15 protein-coding genes are annotated in these 17,415 nt (G+C 57.0%); 11 read left to right on the top strand and 4 right to left on the bottom strand.

What is annotated here, in order from left to right; genetic code table 11:
• Window positions 1–7: 7 nt before the first annotated feature.
• Window positions 8–532, bottom strand: coding sequence for a CBS domain-containing protein (locus I9184_RS08635; RefSeq protein WP_171723828.1), 525 nt, complete (start codon window positions 530–532; stop codon window positions 8–10).
• Between the two features lie 122 nt (window positions 533–654).
• On the opposite strand from I9184_RS08635, the gene I9184_RS08640 reads away from it, so the two are divergent.
• The 7 genes from I9184_RS08640 (at window position 655) to I9184_RS08670 (ending at window position 8,110) form a co-directional block, all read left to right on the top strand.
• A complete protein-coding gene (locus I9184_RS08640; RefSeq protein ID WP_170345279.1) occupies window positions 655–840 on the top strand; it encodes a hypothetical protein in 186 nt (61 codons plus the stop codon).
• Window positions 841–905: 65 nt separating this feature from the next.
• Window positions 906–1,931 (top strand): FAD:protein FMN transferase, encoded by a 1,026-nt coding sequence (locus I9184_RS08645; protein ID WP_209833835.1) that lies wholly within the window; start codon window positions 906–908, stop codon window positions 1,929–1,931.
• Window positions 1,932–1,946: 15 nt separating this feature from the next.
• Window positions 1,947–2,183 (top strand): (Na+)-NQR maturation NqrM, encoded by a 237-nt coding sequence (nqrM, locus tag I9184_RS08650; RefSeq protein ID WP_152460192.1) that lies wholly within the window; start codon window positions 1,947–1,949, stop codon window positions 2,181–2,183.
• Between the two features lie 71 nt (window positions 2,184–2,254).
• The gene (locus tag I9184_RS08655) at window positions 2,255–3,925 is read left to right on the top strand and encodes a sulfatase-like hydrolase/transferase (protein WP_209833837.1); all 1,671 of its coding nucleotides are present in this window, start codon (window positions 2,255–2,257) and stop codon (window positions 3,923–3,925) included.
• Window positions 3,926–4,118: 193 nt separating this feature from the next.
• Entirely contained in the window at window positions 4,119–5,636 is a 1,518-nt protein-coding gene (gene gpmI / locus I9184_RS08660) for a 2,3-bisphosphoglycerate-independent phosphoglycerate mutase (protein ID WP_209833839.1), read from the top strand.
• The gene (locus I9184_RS08665) at window positions 5,633–6,763 is read left to right on the top strand and encodes a peptidoglycan DD-metalloendopeptidase family protein (RefSeq protein WP_209833841.1); all 1,131 of its coding nucleotides are present in this window, start codon (window positions 5,633–5,635) and stop codon (window positions 6,761–6,763) included. Before gpmI ends, I9184_RS08665 begins: the two co-directional genes overlap by 4 nt.
• Window positions 6,764–6,769: 6 nt before the next feature.
• Window positions 6,770–8,110, top strand: coding sequence for a S41 family peptidase (locus tag I9184_RS08670; RefSeq protein WP_171119151.1), 1,341 nt, complete (start codon window positions 6,770–6,772; stop codon window positions 8,108–8,110).
• A gap of 42 nt (window positions 8,111–8,152) precedes the next feature.
• Here I9184_RS08670 and I9184_RS08675 read toward each other — a convergent pair whose 3' ends face one another.
• From I9184_RS08675 to I9184_RS08685, 3 genes are all read right to left on the bottom strand, one after another.
• Window positions 8,153–9,679: an MFS transporter gene (locus I9184_RS08675; RefSeq protein ID WP_209833843.1), complete on the bottom strand. Its 1,527-nt coding sequence runs from the start codon at window positions 9,677–9,679 to the stop codon at window positions 8,153–8,155.
• 78 nt (window positions 9,680–9,757) lie between these two features.
• Complete coding sequence (locus I9184_RS08680) at window positions 9,758–10,117, bottom strand: hypothetical protein (protein WP_171636217.1); 360 nt, start codon at window positions 10,115–10,117, stop codon at window positions 9,758–9,760.
• A gap of 11 nt (window positions 10,118–10,128) precedes the next feature.
• On the bottom strand, window positions 10,129–10,890 hold the full coding sequence (locus I9184_RS08685; protein ID WP_171636215.1) for a DUF6478 family protein: 762 nt from the start codon (window positions 10,888–10,890) through the stop codon (window positions 10,129–10,131).
• A gap of 252 nt (window positions 10,891–11,142) precedes the next feature.
• Between I9184_RS08685 and I9184_RS08690 the strand changes: the two genes are divergently transcribed.
• Genes I9184_RS08690 through I9184_RS08705 form a run of 4 tightly spaced genes read left to right on the top strand, consistent with a single transcriptional unit; the run spans window position 11,143 to window position 17,388 of the window.
• Complete coding sequence (locus I9184_RS08690; protein WP_171636213.1) at window positions 11,143–14,250, top strand: ABC transporter transmembrane domain-containing protein; 3,108 nt, start codon at window positions 11,143–11,145, stop codon at window positions 14,248–14,250.
• Window positions 14,243–15,127 carry a CPBP family intramembrane glutamic endopeptidase gene (locus I9184_RS08695; RefSeq protein ID WP_209834088.1) on the top strand — a complete coding sequence of 295 codons (885 nt, stop codon included), beginning with the start codon at window positions 14,243–14,245 and terminating at the stop codon, window positions 15,125–15,127. The genes I9184_RS08690 and I9184_RS08695 overlap by 8 nt, the downstream gene beginning before the upstream one ends.
• A 60-nt stretch (window positions 15,128–15,187) precedes the next feature.
• Window positions 15,188–16,117, top strand: a complete 930-nt coding sequence (gene accD / locus I9184_RS08700) for an acetyl-CoA carboxylase, carboxyltransferase subunit beta (protein WP_209833845.1) — start codon at window positions 15,188–15,190, stop codon at window positions 16,115–16,117.
• The gene (locus tag I9184_RS08705) at window positions 16,114–17,388 is read left to right on the top strand and encodes a folylpolyglutamate synthase/dihydrofolate synthase family protein (RefSeq protein WP_171636209.1); all 1,275 of its coding nucleotides are present in this window, start codon (window positions 16,114–16,116) and stop codon (window positions 17,386–17,388) included. The genes accD and I9184_RS08705 overlap by 4 nt, the downstream gene beginning before the upstream one ends.
• Window positions 17,389–17,415: the final 27 nt, after the last annotated feature.

Genomic DNA, 17,415 nt, shown 5'->3' on the forward strand with positions numbered 1-17,415 from the left:
TGGGCCTTTAACCGACGATCATTTGCTTCATGCGAAGCGCTTCATATTCCAACTCTTTGAGACGGAAGTGGACAACGTCTCCGATCGTGATGACGCCGCACAAATGACCGTCGCGCAGCACCGGCATATGGCGAAAACGGCCCTCGGTCATTGTTTTCAGAACTTCATTCAGCAGATCATCCGGTGTGCAGGTCTTAACATCCTTGGTCATGAGGTCTTCGACCGATTGCGGAAGGGTCTGGCCGGGTGTGTCTGCCATGCGCCGAACGATGTCGCGTTCTGACAAAATCCCCTGCAATGCCCCGTTCTGATCCGTCACGAGAACAGCGCCGATTCGTTTTTCCTTCAGCGTGTTAACCACGGAATGGATCGTGTCATTTGGCCGCACCGAAAACACCGCGTCCCCTTTACCTTCAAGCAGCCTGGCCACGGTTGTCTGCGAATGCGACAGGTTCGATTCCGCAGACTGGCTGTACGTCGTCTTGTCAGCCTTGTCGCCACGCGAAGGCGACTGGTAAGAGGTTGGAGCCATGGGCAATCTCCTTGTGGTTCTTGCAAAGTCTTTCCCTTTCACCTTAGCGCAGCTAAACGACCTGTATAGGGTGCAATTGCGCCGATCGGCAAAAACGCAGGCCGGAAAGGACGTTCAAGCCATTGAGTGAACTCTATCTTACGCCACCCATAGCGGCATTGATCTTCTTTGCCGTTGTTGTTTGTGGCCACAATTTCCGCATGGCGTGGAAGCAACAGCCGCCGGGTTGGCAAAAACGTGCGTGGTTGTTCGGCGTGCCGGCGGGGGTCGGCCTTTTAGTGCTGGGTTTCCTGCCGCTGAAGATGTGATCGCAGTTTGACTTTGGCGGGGGCCACTGGCATATGCCGGGCACAGAATTTCCCGGAGATCGCCGATGCGTCTTTTGCCTTTACTGGCCGTTGCCACTCTTCTTTCCGGCTGTTTGTTCGACAAAGAACCCGAGGTGGTTCGTCTGTCGGGCGAAACAATGGGCACGACCTTCAACATAACCGCGATCGGCGAAGATCTTGATGAGGCCGCATTGGCCGCGGCTGTCGAAGAGACGCTGGCCGAGGTGAACGCCAAAATGTCCAATTGGGATCCAGAATCCGAGGTGTCCGTCTTTTCCGCTTCAACTAGCACAGCCCCCGTTCCGGTCTCGGACGAACTCGCACTGGTCCTTTCGGCCGCCAATGACGTGCACGAAAAAACCGGTGGGACTTTTGATGTAACTCTGGGCCCGCTGATCGAACTTTGGGGCTTTGGCCCACGCAAGCCCGAGGATCCAGTGCCATCGGATCCCGAAATCGAGGCCGCGTTAAGCGGCGTCGGGCAGGCCCGTTTGCTGACGCTCGACACCGAAGCCGGCACGCTGTCGAAGGCTGAACCGCAGGTCGGCATCAACCTGTCGGCGATCGCAAAGGGCTATGGCATCGATGCGGTTGCCGGCGCTTTGCAGGATGCTGGTATCGACGATTACCTTGTCGAGATCGGCGGTGATCTTGTTGCCAAAGGCAAGAATGAGCAGGGCGAAGCCTGGCGCATTGGCATCGAAAAGCCTGAAACGGGCGCTCAGAGCATTCAACTGATCGTTTCTCTGGATGATCGCGGCATGGCCAGCTCGGGCGACTACAAGAATTTTTTCGAACAGGACGGTGTGCGGTATTCGCATATCATCGATCCGACAACGGGACGCCCGATTACACATCGCACGACTTCTGTCACGGTTCTTGCGGAAAACGCAATGTTGGCGGATGCCTGGGCAACGGCCATGCTGGCTTTGGGTCACGAGAAGGGAATGGACATTGCGGAAAAGTATAAACTTGCCGTGTACTTCATTTCGCGGGATGTGACAGGCGGCGAAGATGCCTATATTACGTCGCACAGCACCGCGTTCAAAGACGCTTTGGGAACCAACTGACAGGCAGGAACCGAGATGAGCACTTTTATTCTGGCCTTTATTCTTTTGGCGCTTGTCATGGTCGGTATGTCATTGGGTGTCATGCTGATGGGGAAGACCATCAAAGGCAGCTGCGGCGGCCTGAATGCGATCTCGGGCGCCGATAAATGCGTTGTGTGCCAAAAGGATGTCGACCCGGACAGCCCGCTGCGCGATCAGTTGCAGTGCAAACGGGCCAGGAAGATGCTGGAACAGATGGAACATCAGGCCTGAAGCAAGTTTTGCTTCGCTCTGCGAACGGAAGTGGCTAACTAGGTTCCCATGACTTTCGGGGAGGTGCCGCGTTGGCCAAGGCAAAGAATATCCTGTTCATCATGTTCGACCAGCTGCGCTGGGATTATCTGAGCTGTTACGGGCACCCACATCTGCATACTCCGAATATCGATCGTCTGGCCGCGCGCGGTGTCCGCTTTGACCGGGCCTATATCCAATCGCCGATTTGCGGCAGTTCCCGTATGTCGACCTATACCGGGCGCTATGTGCATTCCCATGGGGCTTCATGGAACAACATTCCCCTCAAAGTGGGTGAGATCACGTTGGGCGACCACCTGCGCAAGGCGGGAATGGACTGCTGGCTGGTCGGCAAGACACATATGGCCGCCGATGCCGAGGGGATGGCCCGTCTTGGGTTGGAGCCCGACAGCATCATCGGGGCCCGCGTTGCGGAATGCGGGTTTGACGTGTTCGAACGCGATGACGGGTTGCGCGCAGAGGGTCCGGACGGGTTCTATGACCCGGACGGGGCAAAGAAATACAACCATTACCTAGCAGACAAGGGGTACGAGAGCGACAATCCGTGGCATGATTTTGCCAATTCCGGTCTGGATGCCGATGGCAACGTGCTGTCAGGGTGGTTCCTGAAGAATTCATCCGAACCTGCAAATATCGCGGAAGAGGACAGTGAAACACCATATCTGACCACCCGTGGAATCGAGTTCATGAACAGCCATGACGGACCATGGTGCTGTCACCTCAGCTACATCAAGCCTCACTGGCCTTACATCGTGCCGGAACCTTACGCTTCGATGTACGGGCCTGAACATGTCGTGCCCGTGGTCCGCTCGGAAACTGAGCGAAAGAATGCCCACCCCGTCCTGAAGGCCTTCATGGACACCAAGGTCGGGCAGGCATTTTCACGAAAGGATGTCCGCGAGGCGGTGATCCCAGCTTACATGGGGCTGATCAAACAAGCGGATGACCAGATGGGTCGCCTGTTTGACTGGATGGAGAAAACCGGGCGGATGGACGACACGATGATCGTGCTGACCTCAGATCACGGTGATTTTCTGGGCGACCACTGGATGGGTGAAAAGACCTTTTTCCACGATGCCTCAACCAAAATGCCGCTGATCATTTATGACCCATCACCTGACGCGGACGTCACGCGCGGCACCACCTGCGACGCGCTGGTCGAGTCGATCGATCTGGTGCCAACGTTTCTGGAACTGGCAGGCGGCGAAAAGGCCGGGCATATTCTCGAAGGGCATTCTCTGCTGCCGATCCTGCATGGTCATTCCGACAAAACGCCCCGACAGGTCGCGATCTGCGAGTATGACTATTCCGCCTCTCCCATTGCGCAGCGGCTGAACGCATCTGTTCGTGACGCGGTGATGTTCATGGTCGCGAATGAAAAGTGGAAGCTCATCCATTGCGAAGGCGGGTACAGGCCGATCCTGTTCGATCTGGAAAACGACCCCGATGAACTGGTGGATCTGGGTGACAGCGCGGACCATTCGGACGTCATCGCGCAAATGTACGATTACCTGTTTGCCTGGGCGCGGCGCCCGTCACAGCGCACCACCCGGTCCGAACAGCAGTTGATCGATATGCGAACCCGAAGCGGGGGCACAGGCATCATGATCGGCATCTACGACGAAAACGACACGCCGCTGGAACTGACGGTCAAGTATCGCAACCGCAAGGCGAAGCCATACACGCGTTACCTCAAAGACTAGTCTCGTCCGGGTTGTCACCGATAAAACCATGATGGCTTTAGGTCGAAAAAATGCAGCGGCTCAATGTCCTCCAGCGATGGGCCGAAGCCGCCAGGCCGTTTGATTAATTCTGCGTAATTTGCCGCAAAGATGGTTCACCCCTTGCCGACCAGACGCTAGAAGAAGACCCAAGAGCAGTAATCGGAGAATTTCAATGCCAACCCCCAAACCCGTTGTTCTGTGCATTCTTGATGGGTGGGGCGTGTCAGACGACACACAGGCGAATGCGCCCTATCTGGCGAACACGCCGACCTTTGACGCGATCATGGCCAAATGCCCGCACGCCACGCTGACAACGCATGGCCCGGACGTAGGTCTGCCCAGTGGGCAGATGGGTAACTCCGAAGTCGGTCATACTAATATAGGTGCGGGCCGTGTTGTTGCCATGGATTTGGGGCAGATCGACTTGGCCATCGAAGACGGTTCGTTCTTTGGAAATGAGGCATTGCAGGCATTCATTTCCAAGGTCAAATCCTCAGGGGGGACGGCTCATCTCATGGGGTTGGTCTCGGATGGTGGTGTTCACGGGCACCTGAACCACATCATCGCTGCAACCAAGGCCATTACGGATGCCGGTGTTCCGGTCGCCCTGCATGCGGTCACGGATGGGCGCGACGTGGCCCCCAAATCTGCGCTGACCTATTTTTCCCAGTTGGAAGAACGGCTGCCCGAGGGGGCACGTGTCGTCACGGTAAGCGGTCGCTATTTCGCCATGGATCGCGACAATCGCTGGGAACGGATCGCAGAAGCTTATGACGCGATGATCAACGGCAAGGGCAGGGCGGCCGACACCGCACATGGCGCCGTGGACCATGCCTACAACCAGTCTGAATCTGACGAATTCATTACGCCGACCGTGTTGCAAGGTTACAAGGGCGTCACCGACGGCGATGGTTTTTTCTGTCTAAATTTCCGCGCAGATCGTGCTCGTGAAATCCTGCGCGCGATTGGTGAACCGGGCTTTGCCGAGTTCGAAACCGGGCCGCGGCCGAAACTGTCGGCGCTGCTGGGCATGGTTGAGTATTCCGACGCTCACAACGCATATATGACCGCGGTTTTTCCGAAACGGGCGATTGTGAACACGCTCGGGGAATGGGTCGCCAAACAGGGGTTGCGTCAGTTCCGGCTAGCTGAAACCGAAAAATACCCCCATGTCACTTTTTTCCTGAACGGGGGCAAGGAGACCCCTGAAAAAGGTGAAGATCGCTATATGCCCAAATCACCCAAGGTTGCGACCTATGATTTGCAACCCGAGATGTCCTCAGCTGAGGTCACAGCCAAGTTTGTCGAGGCGATCGAACAAGGTTACGACCTGATCGTAACCAATTACGCCAACCCAGATATGGTCGGGCATACCGGCGACCTTCAAGCTGCGATCAAGGCATGCGAGGCCGTTGATGCGGGGTTGACTCAGGTCGTTGCTGCCTTGGAAAAAGCAGGTGGAGCAATGATCGTCACCGCCGATCACGGTAACTGTGAAGTGATGGTTGATCCGGAATCCGGCGGTCCGCATACGGCACACACGCTGAACCCGGTGCCCATAGCTTTGGTCGGAGGGCCAGAGGGCGCGCAGGTGCGTCAGGGGCGGTTATCTGATCTGGGGCCGACCCTGCTTGATTTGATGAACCTGCCCAAACCGCCGGAAATGACCGGAGAAAGCCTGCTGTCATGAGGCTGGCCGCCCTAGCGATTGTGCTGCTTTCAGCTTGTCAGGCCTTTGCCCAGACCGACGCTTCTCGGGCAGCACTGGATGCGGCAAGGATGCTGGAACAGGCGTCGATCTCGCTGAGCGAAGCAGACGGCGCAAGGGATCGGGTGCGGGCGCTGACCAAAACGATACAAGCCTATGAGGCCGGGCTGAGCGCGATGCGGACCGGTCTGCGCAAGGCTGCAACACGCGAAGCGCAACTGAGCGCGCAATTGAGCGCGCGTGAAAAGGACGTCAGGCAGTTGCTTGGCATCTTGCAGACCATCGAAACGACCGCGCCGCCAGTGCTGATGCTGCACCCGTCAGGCCCATTGGGCGCGGCGCGGGCCGGAATGATGCTGTCCGAGGTCACGCCTGGTCTTAACGCAAAAGCGCAAGCGCTGGCACAGGACCTGCAAGAGGTTCAGACCCTGCGTCTGCTGCAACAAAGCGCCTCGGAAACTTTGACCGAAGGGCTGCGCGGTGTGCAGGACGCCCGCACGCGGTTGAGCGAAGCGATTGCCGACCGCACTGATTTGCCGCGTCGGTTTGTCGAAGACCCGGTGCGCACGGCCATTCTGATTTCTTCGACCGAGACTCTGGATGGTTTTGCAAGCGGTCTGTCAGAGATTTCAGAAGGCGAGATCATTGAAACCGACGCAAGCATCCTGGATCAGAAAGGACAGATTCCCTTGCCGGTGCAGGGCATCCTGCTGCACAAGGCCGATGAACCGGACGCCGCAGGGGTCGCCCGCGCTGGTCTGGTCATCGGCACCCGTTCCCGTGCGCTTGTAACATCCCCCACTGCGGCTACGATCCGCTATCGCGGGCCATTGCTGGATTTGGGAAACCTTGTCATTCTGGAACCGCAGCCGGGCCTGTTGTTCGTGTTTTCGGGCCTGCAAGAGGTCTATGGTCAACCCGGGCAGGTGATCCCCAAAGGCACTCCGGTCGGCTTGATGCCGGGTGAAACGCCGGAAATCGGCGCAATATTGTCAACAAGCGGTGATGGCACTGGAACTGATCGTCCAGAAACGCTCTATATAGAGGTAAGAGAAGACAACACCCCGGTGGACCCGGAAACTTGGTTTCGGACCGACAAGGATGGATAAACGAGTATGAAGAAATTTGTGATGGCCGGTTTGGCCGGAACTGTGGCAGGCATTCTTGCGACTACGCAGATCGCAGGCCCACTGCTGGCGCAAGAGGCTGTGAACAAGGCCAGCGTCTATGAACAGCTTGACCTGTTCGGTGACATTTTCGAACGCATCCGTGCGCAATATGTCGAAGAGGTCGAGCCTGAAGAACTTATCGAGGCGGCAATCGATGGTATGCTGACCTCTCTTGATCCGCATTCCAGTTATCTGTCGCCCGATGATGCCGAACAGATGCGCGTGCAGACCCGGGGCGAGTTCGGTGGACTGGGTATTGAGGTCACGCAGGAAGACGGTTTTGTCAAAGTCGTGTCTCCCATCGACGACACGCCCGCTGACGAGGCCGGGATCGAAGCCGGAGATTTCATCACACATGTGGATGGCGAAAGCATTCTGGGCCTGACGCTGGACAAGGCGGTGGATCTGATGCGGGGGCCGGTCGGCTCCGAGATTGTTATTACCGTCGTGCGCGAAGGCGAACCTGATCCCTTCGATGTCACCATTATCCGTGACACGATCAAGCTGACCGCCGTTCGCGCCCGCACCGAGGGCACAAGTGTCGTGCTGCGGGTAACGACCTTCAATGATCAGACTTTCCCCAACCTACAGGAAGGGTTGAAGGAACAGATCGAAGAAGCCGGTGGTATCGACAAGGTCAATGGTGTCGTACTGGACCTGCGCAACAACCCGGGCGGTCTGTTGACACAGGCCATCAAAGTTTCGGATGCGTTCCTGAACGAAGGGGAAATCGTCTCGACCCGTGGACGGGACCCGGAAGAGGGTGAGCGTTTCAATGCCACCCCCGGCGATCTGGCGGAAGGCAAACCCATTGTCGTGTTGATCAATGGTGGTTCGGCCTCGGCATCTGAAATCGTCGCGGGCGCGCTACAGGATCATCGCCGGGCCATCGTCGTCGGCACCAAGAGCTTCGGCAAAGGGTCGGTTCAGACGGTGATGCCGCTGCGGGGTGATGGTGCGATGCGCCTGACCACGTCCCGGTATTATACCCCATCGGGGCGGTCGATTCAGGCTCTGGGTGTCAGCCCTGATATTATCGTGGAACAACCCCGTCCGGCGCCAGAACCGGAAGAGGAAGAAACCAACGCCCGTTCGCGCTCCGAGGCCGATCTGCGCGGCAGCCTTAACAATGACAGCCTGAGCGAAGATGAGATCCGCCAGATAGAAGAAGATCGCGCCAAGGCCGAGGCAACCGCAGAGCTGAGGGAAGAGGATTACCAGCTGGCCTATGCCATCGATATCCTGAAGGGACTATCGGCCTTCAACCCCAACGGGCCGTCACAGTAAAACGGTAAGGGCTGCGGGTGTCGCAGCCCTTGGCTCCCGACTTCAGCTTTCGATCCGGTGCAGTTTCTTTTCGTCGAGAAGCAGCGCCAGAACGAGACCGACCGAGACGGACAAGGCCGAAAAGACGAAAGCCATACTCATCCCGCTGTCAAACGCCGCCGACAATGCCCGTTGAACCGTCTCTGCCTCGCTGGATGACAACCGGCTTATTACCGCGTGGGCGGACGGCGTATCAAGTGTTCCGCCATTGATCGTGCGAAGCTCTGCTTCGGTCAACTTGATGCCCGAAGCGGCCACAAACTGGCGAAGCTCAGACAGGCTGACGACGTACATGATGGCCGTGGCACAGGCGACAGAGATTGCGCCGTAAACCAGGTGGGTCATGAAACTCAGGCCGCCAACCAGCCCAGCCCGTTCCGGCTTTACGGCGCACATTGCAGCAGTGCCTGACGGCCCAACCGTCAAAGTTGCGCCCAGCCCGATCATCGCCATGCCGGGCAGGATGCGAAAGTACCCCAGATCACCGGGCAGCACGACAATGGTCGCAGCGCCGATCGTTGCGATCAGATATCCCCAAAACAGCAGCCGCTTGGGGCCGAAATCATTGTAAAGCGTACCCGAAACAATTGATCCCACGGCAAGCAACACGGTCAGCGGCGCCAAGCCCAGTGCCGATTCAAACGTCGACCAGCCCAGCACCTTTTGCATGTATTGGGGAAAATACAGCAGCCCCACAAATGCCGCGGACACGTTGAACATGTTCAGGCCAAGGGTGATGCGAAACTCGCGGTTTTGCATCATCTGCGGCAAAAGCAGTGGCTCTGTCACGCGTTTCTCGACTTTGGGGAACAGAATGAAAAGCGCAGCGCTGGTGAAAAACAGCATCAACAACGGGACGGACGTCCACCCCCAGTCCGCGCCCACATCCAAACCGTAAAGCAGCAGCAAAACGGCAAAAGACAACACACCCATCCCGGCGAGGTCAAGGTGTTCATCCGGTTTGTGCTGTGTTTCGCGCTCCATCAGGATCAGCGCGGAGGCCATCGAAATGCAGGAAAAGACCACATTGGCGAGGAAAAAGTAGCGCCACTCTCCCAAGTTCACGGCCAATCCGCTGATCATCGGACCAAACACGTTTCCGGTGGTCACACCTGCCAGAATTAACCCCATCACCAAGGCTCGATGTTCTGGCTTTGATACTTTGGTTGCCCCGAAGGCCAGCGTGCAGGGCCATACACAACCCGCGCCGATACCTTGCAGCGCACGCGCAATGACAAGAAAATCAAGACTGGGCGAAACGAAGCACATGACCGAGGAAAACAGAAAGATCGACAGGCCAAAAAGCATCATCCTGCGGTGGCCGTACATGTCGCCAAGTCGCCCGCCTGCGACCATGGTCATGGCAAAAAACAAGGCATAGATGTTCAGAACCCATTGGGTGCTGGTGATATCGGCGTCAAAGCTGCTTTCGATCGCAGGCACCAGCATCAGGGCGCCGGTAAAATCAATACCGATACCAAATCCGGTAACCATCAAAGCAATGACTTTGACTATGCTGCTGCGATCCATGATAAGGCGCGATCCGTTCAGAAAACGCCAATGATGCACGAATTTTGAAAGATTGACAGGAAAACCAGCCGGAACGGATCAGGGGTCGTCGCGGCAGATCCGGCGGAAAGCGCGTTTCAGCATATCCAGTTCAGCCCGCAGCAAATCAATTTCGGCCCTTAAGTCATCTGCGGCGGGCTCACCGGCAATCACCGTGAAGCTTCCCAGTTTCTCGGTCGTGGCTGCATCTGCAACGACGAACGTGTGCACGCCTTCGGATAGGGCTGCAACAGGCACCTGTATGCGCAAGTCCCATCCGTCTGCTGCGGGCGACAGGTCAACATTGCTCAGGGTTTCGCCCTGATAGCTTACCTCGGGGTTAGGCGTACTGCTGGCTTGAATGTGGCCTTGCCAGATTCCGTTTTCGAACCGTATGAAGGTTAGCTTGGTCTGCGTCATGACTGATCTTCTCACAAATCGGCGCGATGAAAACGGCAAAACGTAAGATCCCGCACCACCATGCGATTCATCTCGGGCGTTTCAAAAATCAAATCCAGCCAGATTTTTTCGATCCTGCGCTCATTCAGGGGGAGATGCGCCAGATCAAAATCCACGGCCTTTGATACCTCGCCGGGATCAAGGCGTCGCAACACCTGTTCCATATTGGGCCCGTGCTGAATGTTGAGGCGCGCGAAAACGCCCGATGGCTTTTCACACTCGATCAGGGTTTCCAGCCTCACAAGATGCTCGCGCGTCAGGTGAATTGCAGCGTCCTCAGGCAATTCAACCGAAACGGACAGGAAGGACCCCCCAAAGCTGAAAGCCTCGATCACGAGACTGAACGGAGCCAAATCTCTGTCCTCTCTGTTTCGGACTTGCCGCACGGCAATTTCAGAAAACGGGCAATCGTGGAACACGCTGACCTGACTGTCCAGGACGGTCTTTCGCGGTGCCGAAGCCACACCCGGTTGCGTGAGGGGCGCACGCCATAGGTCGGGACGGCAGCTCCAGTCTGTTCCGACGGGTTTGGGAAACTGTGTGGACCCAATCGTCGGCCGGATCAAGCGACTGTCTGCCTGCTGAATTAAATGATCAAGATGCCTGCGCAAACTGCGGGCCTGATCCCGTTGCAAGCGCAAATCTGCCTGGCTGGCATACGGCGCCTGATGCGCGGCCCGACGCCAGCGCCCCAGAGTCTTGCGATGAATATAGCGATCCAGAATCCTGCCCATGGCCACGTCGTCCGATAATGCCCGGCCTTAGTCAAGGACAACGGCATGAACAAAACCGTAATAACGGAATTGCTATCGAAGCCTTGTGTTTTCCTGTTGGGGTCTGACCACAATTTGGATAGGCGCAACATGCTGAAACTGAACCGGTCTATTCTTGCAATGTACCGGGTCAGTGCTTACCGTTTGGCTCCTGCAAAGTGGGTCATCCCAAGAACAGCCACACAACAGTTTAGCGCATGACAAGGCCAGGTTATGGAGTCCACTTTATTTGCCTTCATTTGGAAATATTCGAAGAAACAGCAACTTGTTCTACTTCTGCTGACGGTCCTGTCGTTCCCGTTTCTTTACGCCTCGCTGGAACTTCCCAAACAGATCATCAACGACGCAATCGGCGCGCCGGGTGACACGGTAACCATCTGGAACTTCACCGTGACGCAGGTTCAGTATCTAATGATACTGTGTGTTGCGTTCCTGGCGACGGTGATCGTGAGCGGTGTCATGAAGATGCGCATCAACACGATGAAGGGCGTCCTTGCCGAGCGCATGCTGCGGCGCCTGCGCTATACGTTGTTTCAACGGTCGATGCGGTTTCCGAAATCCTATTTTGCGACCACCAGCCAGGGTGAGCTGGTATCGATGATCACGTCCGAGGCCGAACCGATGGGTGGCCTGATGGGGGATGCCATCGCGCAGCCGGTTTTCCAGTTCGGCCAGATGATGACGATCGTCACCTTCCTGTTCATGCAAAGCGTTTGGTTCGGACTTGCCAGTATCGCGCTGATCCCGCTTCAGGCCTGGCTGATCCCCAAGCTTCAGCGGCAGATCAACCTTCTAAACAAGGACCGCATTCAGGAAGTCCGACGTCTGAGCTCGGAGATCGGCGAAACTGCGGCAGGTATCAGCGATCTGCGTACCAACGGAGGGTGGCGCTATCGCCTTGCGCAATTCAGCCATCGGCTAGGGAAACTGTTCGAGATCCGTTTCAAGATCTACAACAAAAAATTCTTCATGAAGTTCCTCAACAACCTGATAACTCAGATGACACCCTTCCTGTTTTATTCAGTGGGAGGATATCTGGCGATTACCGGTGAGGTGACCGTAGGTGCGCTGGTTGCCGCGTTGGGCGCCTACAAGGATCTGAGCGGCCCATGGAAGGATCTGCTGACCTATTACAACCAGGTGCAGGACATGTCTTTGCGATGGGAAATCGTCACCGAGAGATTTGCGCCTGACAACATGATACCGGAAGAGCTGTTCGAGGGAGAACCTGAAACCATCCCGCGTCTGACTGGCGACATCGAGCTGCGAAATGTGACGGTTCGCGACAGCGATGGGAAAACCGTTCTCGAAGATCTTGATCTGACCATTCCGCGTGGCGCGCGCGTCGCAATTCAGTCTGGACAGGCGTCGGAACGCAGTGCGTTGGGACAGCTTTTGACTCGTGAGGTGTTGCCGGCTCAGGGTGAGGTGATAATAGCGGGGCATAATCTGCGGGGTCTGCATCAGGCCGTCATCGCGGCCCGGATCGGCTATGCCTATTCGCGCCCTTACCTGTTTGACGGCACATTGGGCGACAACCTCATGATGCCTTTGCGCACGCATCCACGACATCAAGCAGATATGCTCAAGGCCCCGACGCGGTGGCAGATCGAAGCTGTTCGTGCAGGCAATTCACCGGATTCTCTGGACGATGAATGGATTGACCCGGGTCTCGCCGGTCTTGACGATATCGACGACATACGTGACTGGTGGTTCCAGCTGGTGGAAGCGATGGGCATCGACGAGTTCATGTTCCGCCGCACTTTGCGTACGCAGTTCGACCCGGAAATTCACCCGGTCCTGGCACAGGAAGTTGTCAATTTACGAGGGACCATCGCCGAGCGCTTGGCAGAAAAGGGGCTTGATCGATATGTGTACCGTTTCGACCCTGATCGCTTTAACCCGGCAGTTCCGCTGGGCGGAAACTTGTTGTTCGCGGCGCCATCCAAGGACATTTCTCCGGATATACTGGCGGGTGACGAACGGTTCGTTCAGATGCTCAGCGCCCATGATCTGGTTGACGACGTGATCAGCATTTCTCAGGCCGTCATGGACACGCTCAGCAAGACCTTCGGGCGGGACGGGGCGGATCACCCGCTTTTCCTGAGGCTCGGCATGTCCAAGGACATGTATCACAAATTGCTGGATATCGAAGAACGGCGCAAAGCCAAGGGTGATATGGCTGTGAGCGACCAGGAGCGCGCATTGCTATTGACGGTACCGTTCCTGTTGACGGCCGAGCAGATCGGCCCAAACTTCCCGGAAGAATACAAGGAAAAGATTCTTGCCATCCGCAAAAGTCAGGCCAAGCGGCTGCTGGACGCGATGGGCGGCATGTTCATGTCAGTTGCGCCGGACATCTATGTGCCACGTCTGACCGCGATGGAAAATGCGATCTACGGCCGGGTTTCGTTGATGGCCGGTGCACACGCGGACGAAATAGAAGACGTTGTGGCCGAAGCCATGAACGAAGCCGGCCTGCGACGCCGTGCAGCTGCCATCATCTACGATCTGGCAGCAGGCCTGGGCGGGAACAATCTGCCGACCGTCTTTCAAGAGCGTGCCGCATTCTCACGCGCGGGTATCAAACGGCCTGACGTCCTGATTCTGGACAGGGCCCTGGCAAGTCACGATTCCGAAAGCCGGTTGCGCACCCGCCTGAAACTGCGGGAATTGTTGCCGGATTCCATTATGATCTTTATGGAAGATCACTTTGCACATCCCGAAGCGTATGATCTGTTTGTGGAAATCAAGGATGGCCGTATCGATGGTGTGTCACGATCCAAATCCCCGCAAGAAGACAGCACGTCGGACGATCTGAGCCGCAAGCTCGAAATCATTTCGGCGACCGAGTTGTTTTCCGGCGTGGATGGCCGCAACCAGCGGTTGTTGGCGTTCTCAGCGCAATGGTACGAAGCAGCAGCGGGGCAAGTCATTTTCTCGCGTGGTCAGGCGCCCGACGCGGCGTATCTGTGCGTCTCAGGGCAGGCCAGGCTGGACTGGCCCACGGATGATGGAAAAAAACGCCCGATCTCGATCATTGAACCCGGGCGGCTGATCGGTGATCTCTCGATCATAACAGGAGAGCCCAGACAACTGGATCTGGTCGCCACCGAAGATTGCAGGTTCCTGCGTATCGGCGCCGAGGAACTGCGTGCCGTGGTCGAAAGCGACGCTTCGGTTGCTACGCAATTGCTACAGACTGTTGCGGGATATCTGACTACGTTGTCCACAAGAATCAATGCGGCGCAGAACCCCGAGGAGCTGCTCCCGACGATTACGGATCAGGCGATTCAGGAAAGCACGGGTGAAAATGCCTAAAGCATATTCCGCTCATGACCATCTGGTCGAAACCGCACGCGGCAAACCGGAAATCTGGCGCCTGTTGCTGGGGCTCTTGCTGGTTGCCGTGCTGGTCAGCGTTCTGAACATGGTATTTTTTACCGTGGTTGCCGGGATGGGTCCGGAAAACTGGGCGCAGACGCTTCTGTTGGGCGGTTCACCCCTCGCGCTGCTGTTGCTGTTGGCCAGTTTCGGATTCATCATTCTGGGCGTGGCCGTCGCCGCGCGGCAGGTTCAGCACAGGTCTTTGGTGTCCATCGTGGGCGGGTACCGATTGGCTGCGGGCCAATTCCTTAAAGTGTTGAAAGCACTTCTTATTTTGGGCGTTGTCGGGTTCCTGCTGCCGCCTTATGGCTTTGGCGGATCTCTGTCGCAGAACCTGCCATTGTCAACTTGGCTTCTTCTTTTGCCGGTTTCGGCCTTGGTTGTTCTGGTGCAGACCAGCGCCGAAGAGCTGTTGTTCAGAGGCTATATTCAGCAAACCCTGGCAGCCAGATTCCAATCGCCTGTCATCTGGATGGGGGTACCATCCATCCTGTTTGCAATTGGACATTACACACCGGACATGGCTGGCGACAACGCGTTGCTGATTGCGCTGTGGGCTTGCGTTTTCGGTCTGCTGACATCGGACCTAACGGCACGGGCGGGAACATTGGGGCCAGCTATCGCCTTGCATTTTTTCAACAACATCATTGCGTTGCTGTTCATCTCGTTGCCGGACAACCTGAACGGACTGGCGCTGTACACCCTTCCGTTTGATGCATCTGATGCCGAACAGCTTCGTCCCTGGCTTCTGGTGGACCTTGCCGTGATGTTCGTTTGCTGGCTGGCCGCGCGACTTGCGCTCAGGCGTTGATTGCAATTCCTTCCGTGGCGTCCTATTTGACGTCAACACCGCACAAGCCAAGGTTCCGACATGAACTGGATCACAAACTACGTCCGCCCCCGGATCAACTCGATCTTCTCACGCCGCGAAGTGCCTGAAAACCTCTGGCACAAATGCGACGAATGCGGAACGATGCTGTTCCATCGCGAGCTGGCGGAAAACCAGAATGTCTGCACACAGTGCGACCACCACATGGCGATCACACCGCGTGAGCGGTTCAAGCACTTGTTTGACGGCGGCATCTTTACCGAACTTGAAGTGCCCGCGCCAAAAGACGACCCGTTGCAATTCCGCGATCAGAAGAAATACCCCGACCGCATGAAAGCAGCGCAGAAGAAGACCGGCGAAAAGGAAGCCATGCTGGTTGTCTTGGGTGAAATTGGCCGCACCCCCATTGTGGCCGCCGCGCAGGACTTTTCGTTCATGGGCGGATCGATGGGCATGTATGTCGGCAACGCGATCATCGCCGCCGCGCAGGAGGCGGTAAAACTCAAACGGCCGCTGATCCTGTTCTCGGCAGCCGGGGGCGCCCGTATGCAGGAAGGTATCCTCAGCCTGATGCAGATGCCGCGCACCACCGTGGCAGTCGAGATGCTGAAGGAAGCCAACCTGCCATATATCGTGGTGCTGACTCATCCGACAACCGGTGGCGTTACTGCGTCTTATGCGATGCTGGGCGATGTCCATATCTCGGAACCCAATGCGCTGATCTGCTTTGCCGGGCCTCGCGTGATCGAGCAGACGATCCGCGAAAAACTGCCCGAAGGCTTTCAACGCGCCGAATACCTGCTGGATCACGGGATGCTGGACCGTGTCACCAGACGTACCGAAATGCGCGATGAACTGATTACCATCACGCGGATGCTGATGAATCTGCCGCCGGCGATCATGGGCGATCTGCCGGCACCGGAACCAACCGACGCAACAGAACTCCCCGCCGAAGAGACAGATCAGAAATGACGGCCAGGACGTCCGACGCCATCCTCGACCGGATGATGGCGCTGCACCCCAAGATCATTGATCTGACCTTGGACCGTGTCTGGCGTCTGCTGGCGGCACTGGACAATCCGCAGTTGAAATTGCCGCCGGTCATTCATATTGCCGGGACCAACGGCAAAGGCTCGACTCAGGCGATGATCAGAGCGGGTCTGGAAAGGGCAGGACGCTCGGTACACGCCTATACCTCGCCGCATCTGGCCCGTTTTCATGAACGTATTCGATTGGCCGGAGAGCTGATCTCGGAGCCAGAACTGACGGCGGTTCTGGATGAATGCTACGCTGCGAATGGCGGCGAAAACATCACTTATTTCGAGATCACAACATGCGCCGCCCTGTTGGCCTTTTCCCGCGCCAAGGCAGATTTCACATTGCTCGAGGTCGGGCTGGGTGGGCGCCTGGACGCCACAAACGTGATCGAAAACCCGGCCGTCACGGTTATTACCCCCGTATCCATCGACCATGAACAGTTCCTGGGTGATACTTTGGGCAAGATCGCGGCGGAAAAAGCGGGCATCATCAAGCCCGGCGTTCCGTGCATTGTCGGCCCGCAACAGGACGAAGCGCTTGAGGTCATCGAATACACGGCCGCCCGATTGGGTGCGCCTTTGTTGGTTCATGGTCAGCACTGGCACGTGCAGGAAGAAAACGGGCGTCTGATCTATCAGGACGAAACCGGTTTGCGGGATGTGCCTCTGCCCAACCTTCTGGGCGCACATCAGATTCAGAATGCGGGCGCAGCGTTGGCGGTTCTGCGCCATCTGAACATGGGCGACGACGCATACGAAGCTGCCGTGACCAAGGCCGAATGGCCGGCGCGAATGCAGCGTCTGAAATCCGGCCCGCTTGTCGATCAGGCGCCGCATGCCGAGATTTGGCTGGATGGTGGTCACAACGCCGCCGCCGGAATCGCGTTGGCGGATGTACTGACGAACCTGCCGCAAAAACCCACGCACATGATCTGCGGCATGCTCAACACCAAGGATGTGACAGGGTATCTTGCACCTCTGGCAGAGAAAGCGACAAGTCTGACAGCCGTGTCCATTCCGGGTGAGACCGCAACGCTCAGCGCGGAAGAAACCGCTGCGGCTGCGGCTAGGGTCAACCTTCCCGCATCCACCGCCGACAGCGTGGCGGACGCATTGAAAGTGATTGCGGACAATGACCCGCAGGCGCGGGTTCTGATCTGCGGCTCGCTCTATCTGGCTGGGAAAATTCTGCAAGAAAACGCGTAGGCGCGTTCCAACCTCATGATCTGGCTG

Origin of the sequence: Ruegeria sp. HKCCE3926 (assembly GCF_017872515.1) — a bacterium.
GTDB lineage: Bacteria > Pseudomonadota > Alphaproteobacteria > Rhodobacterales > Rhodobacteraceae > Ruegeria.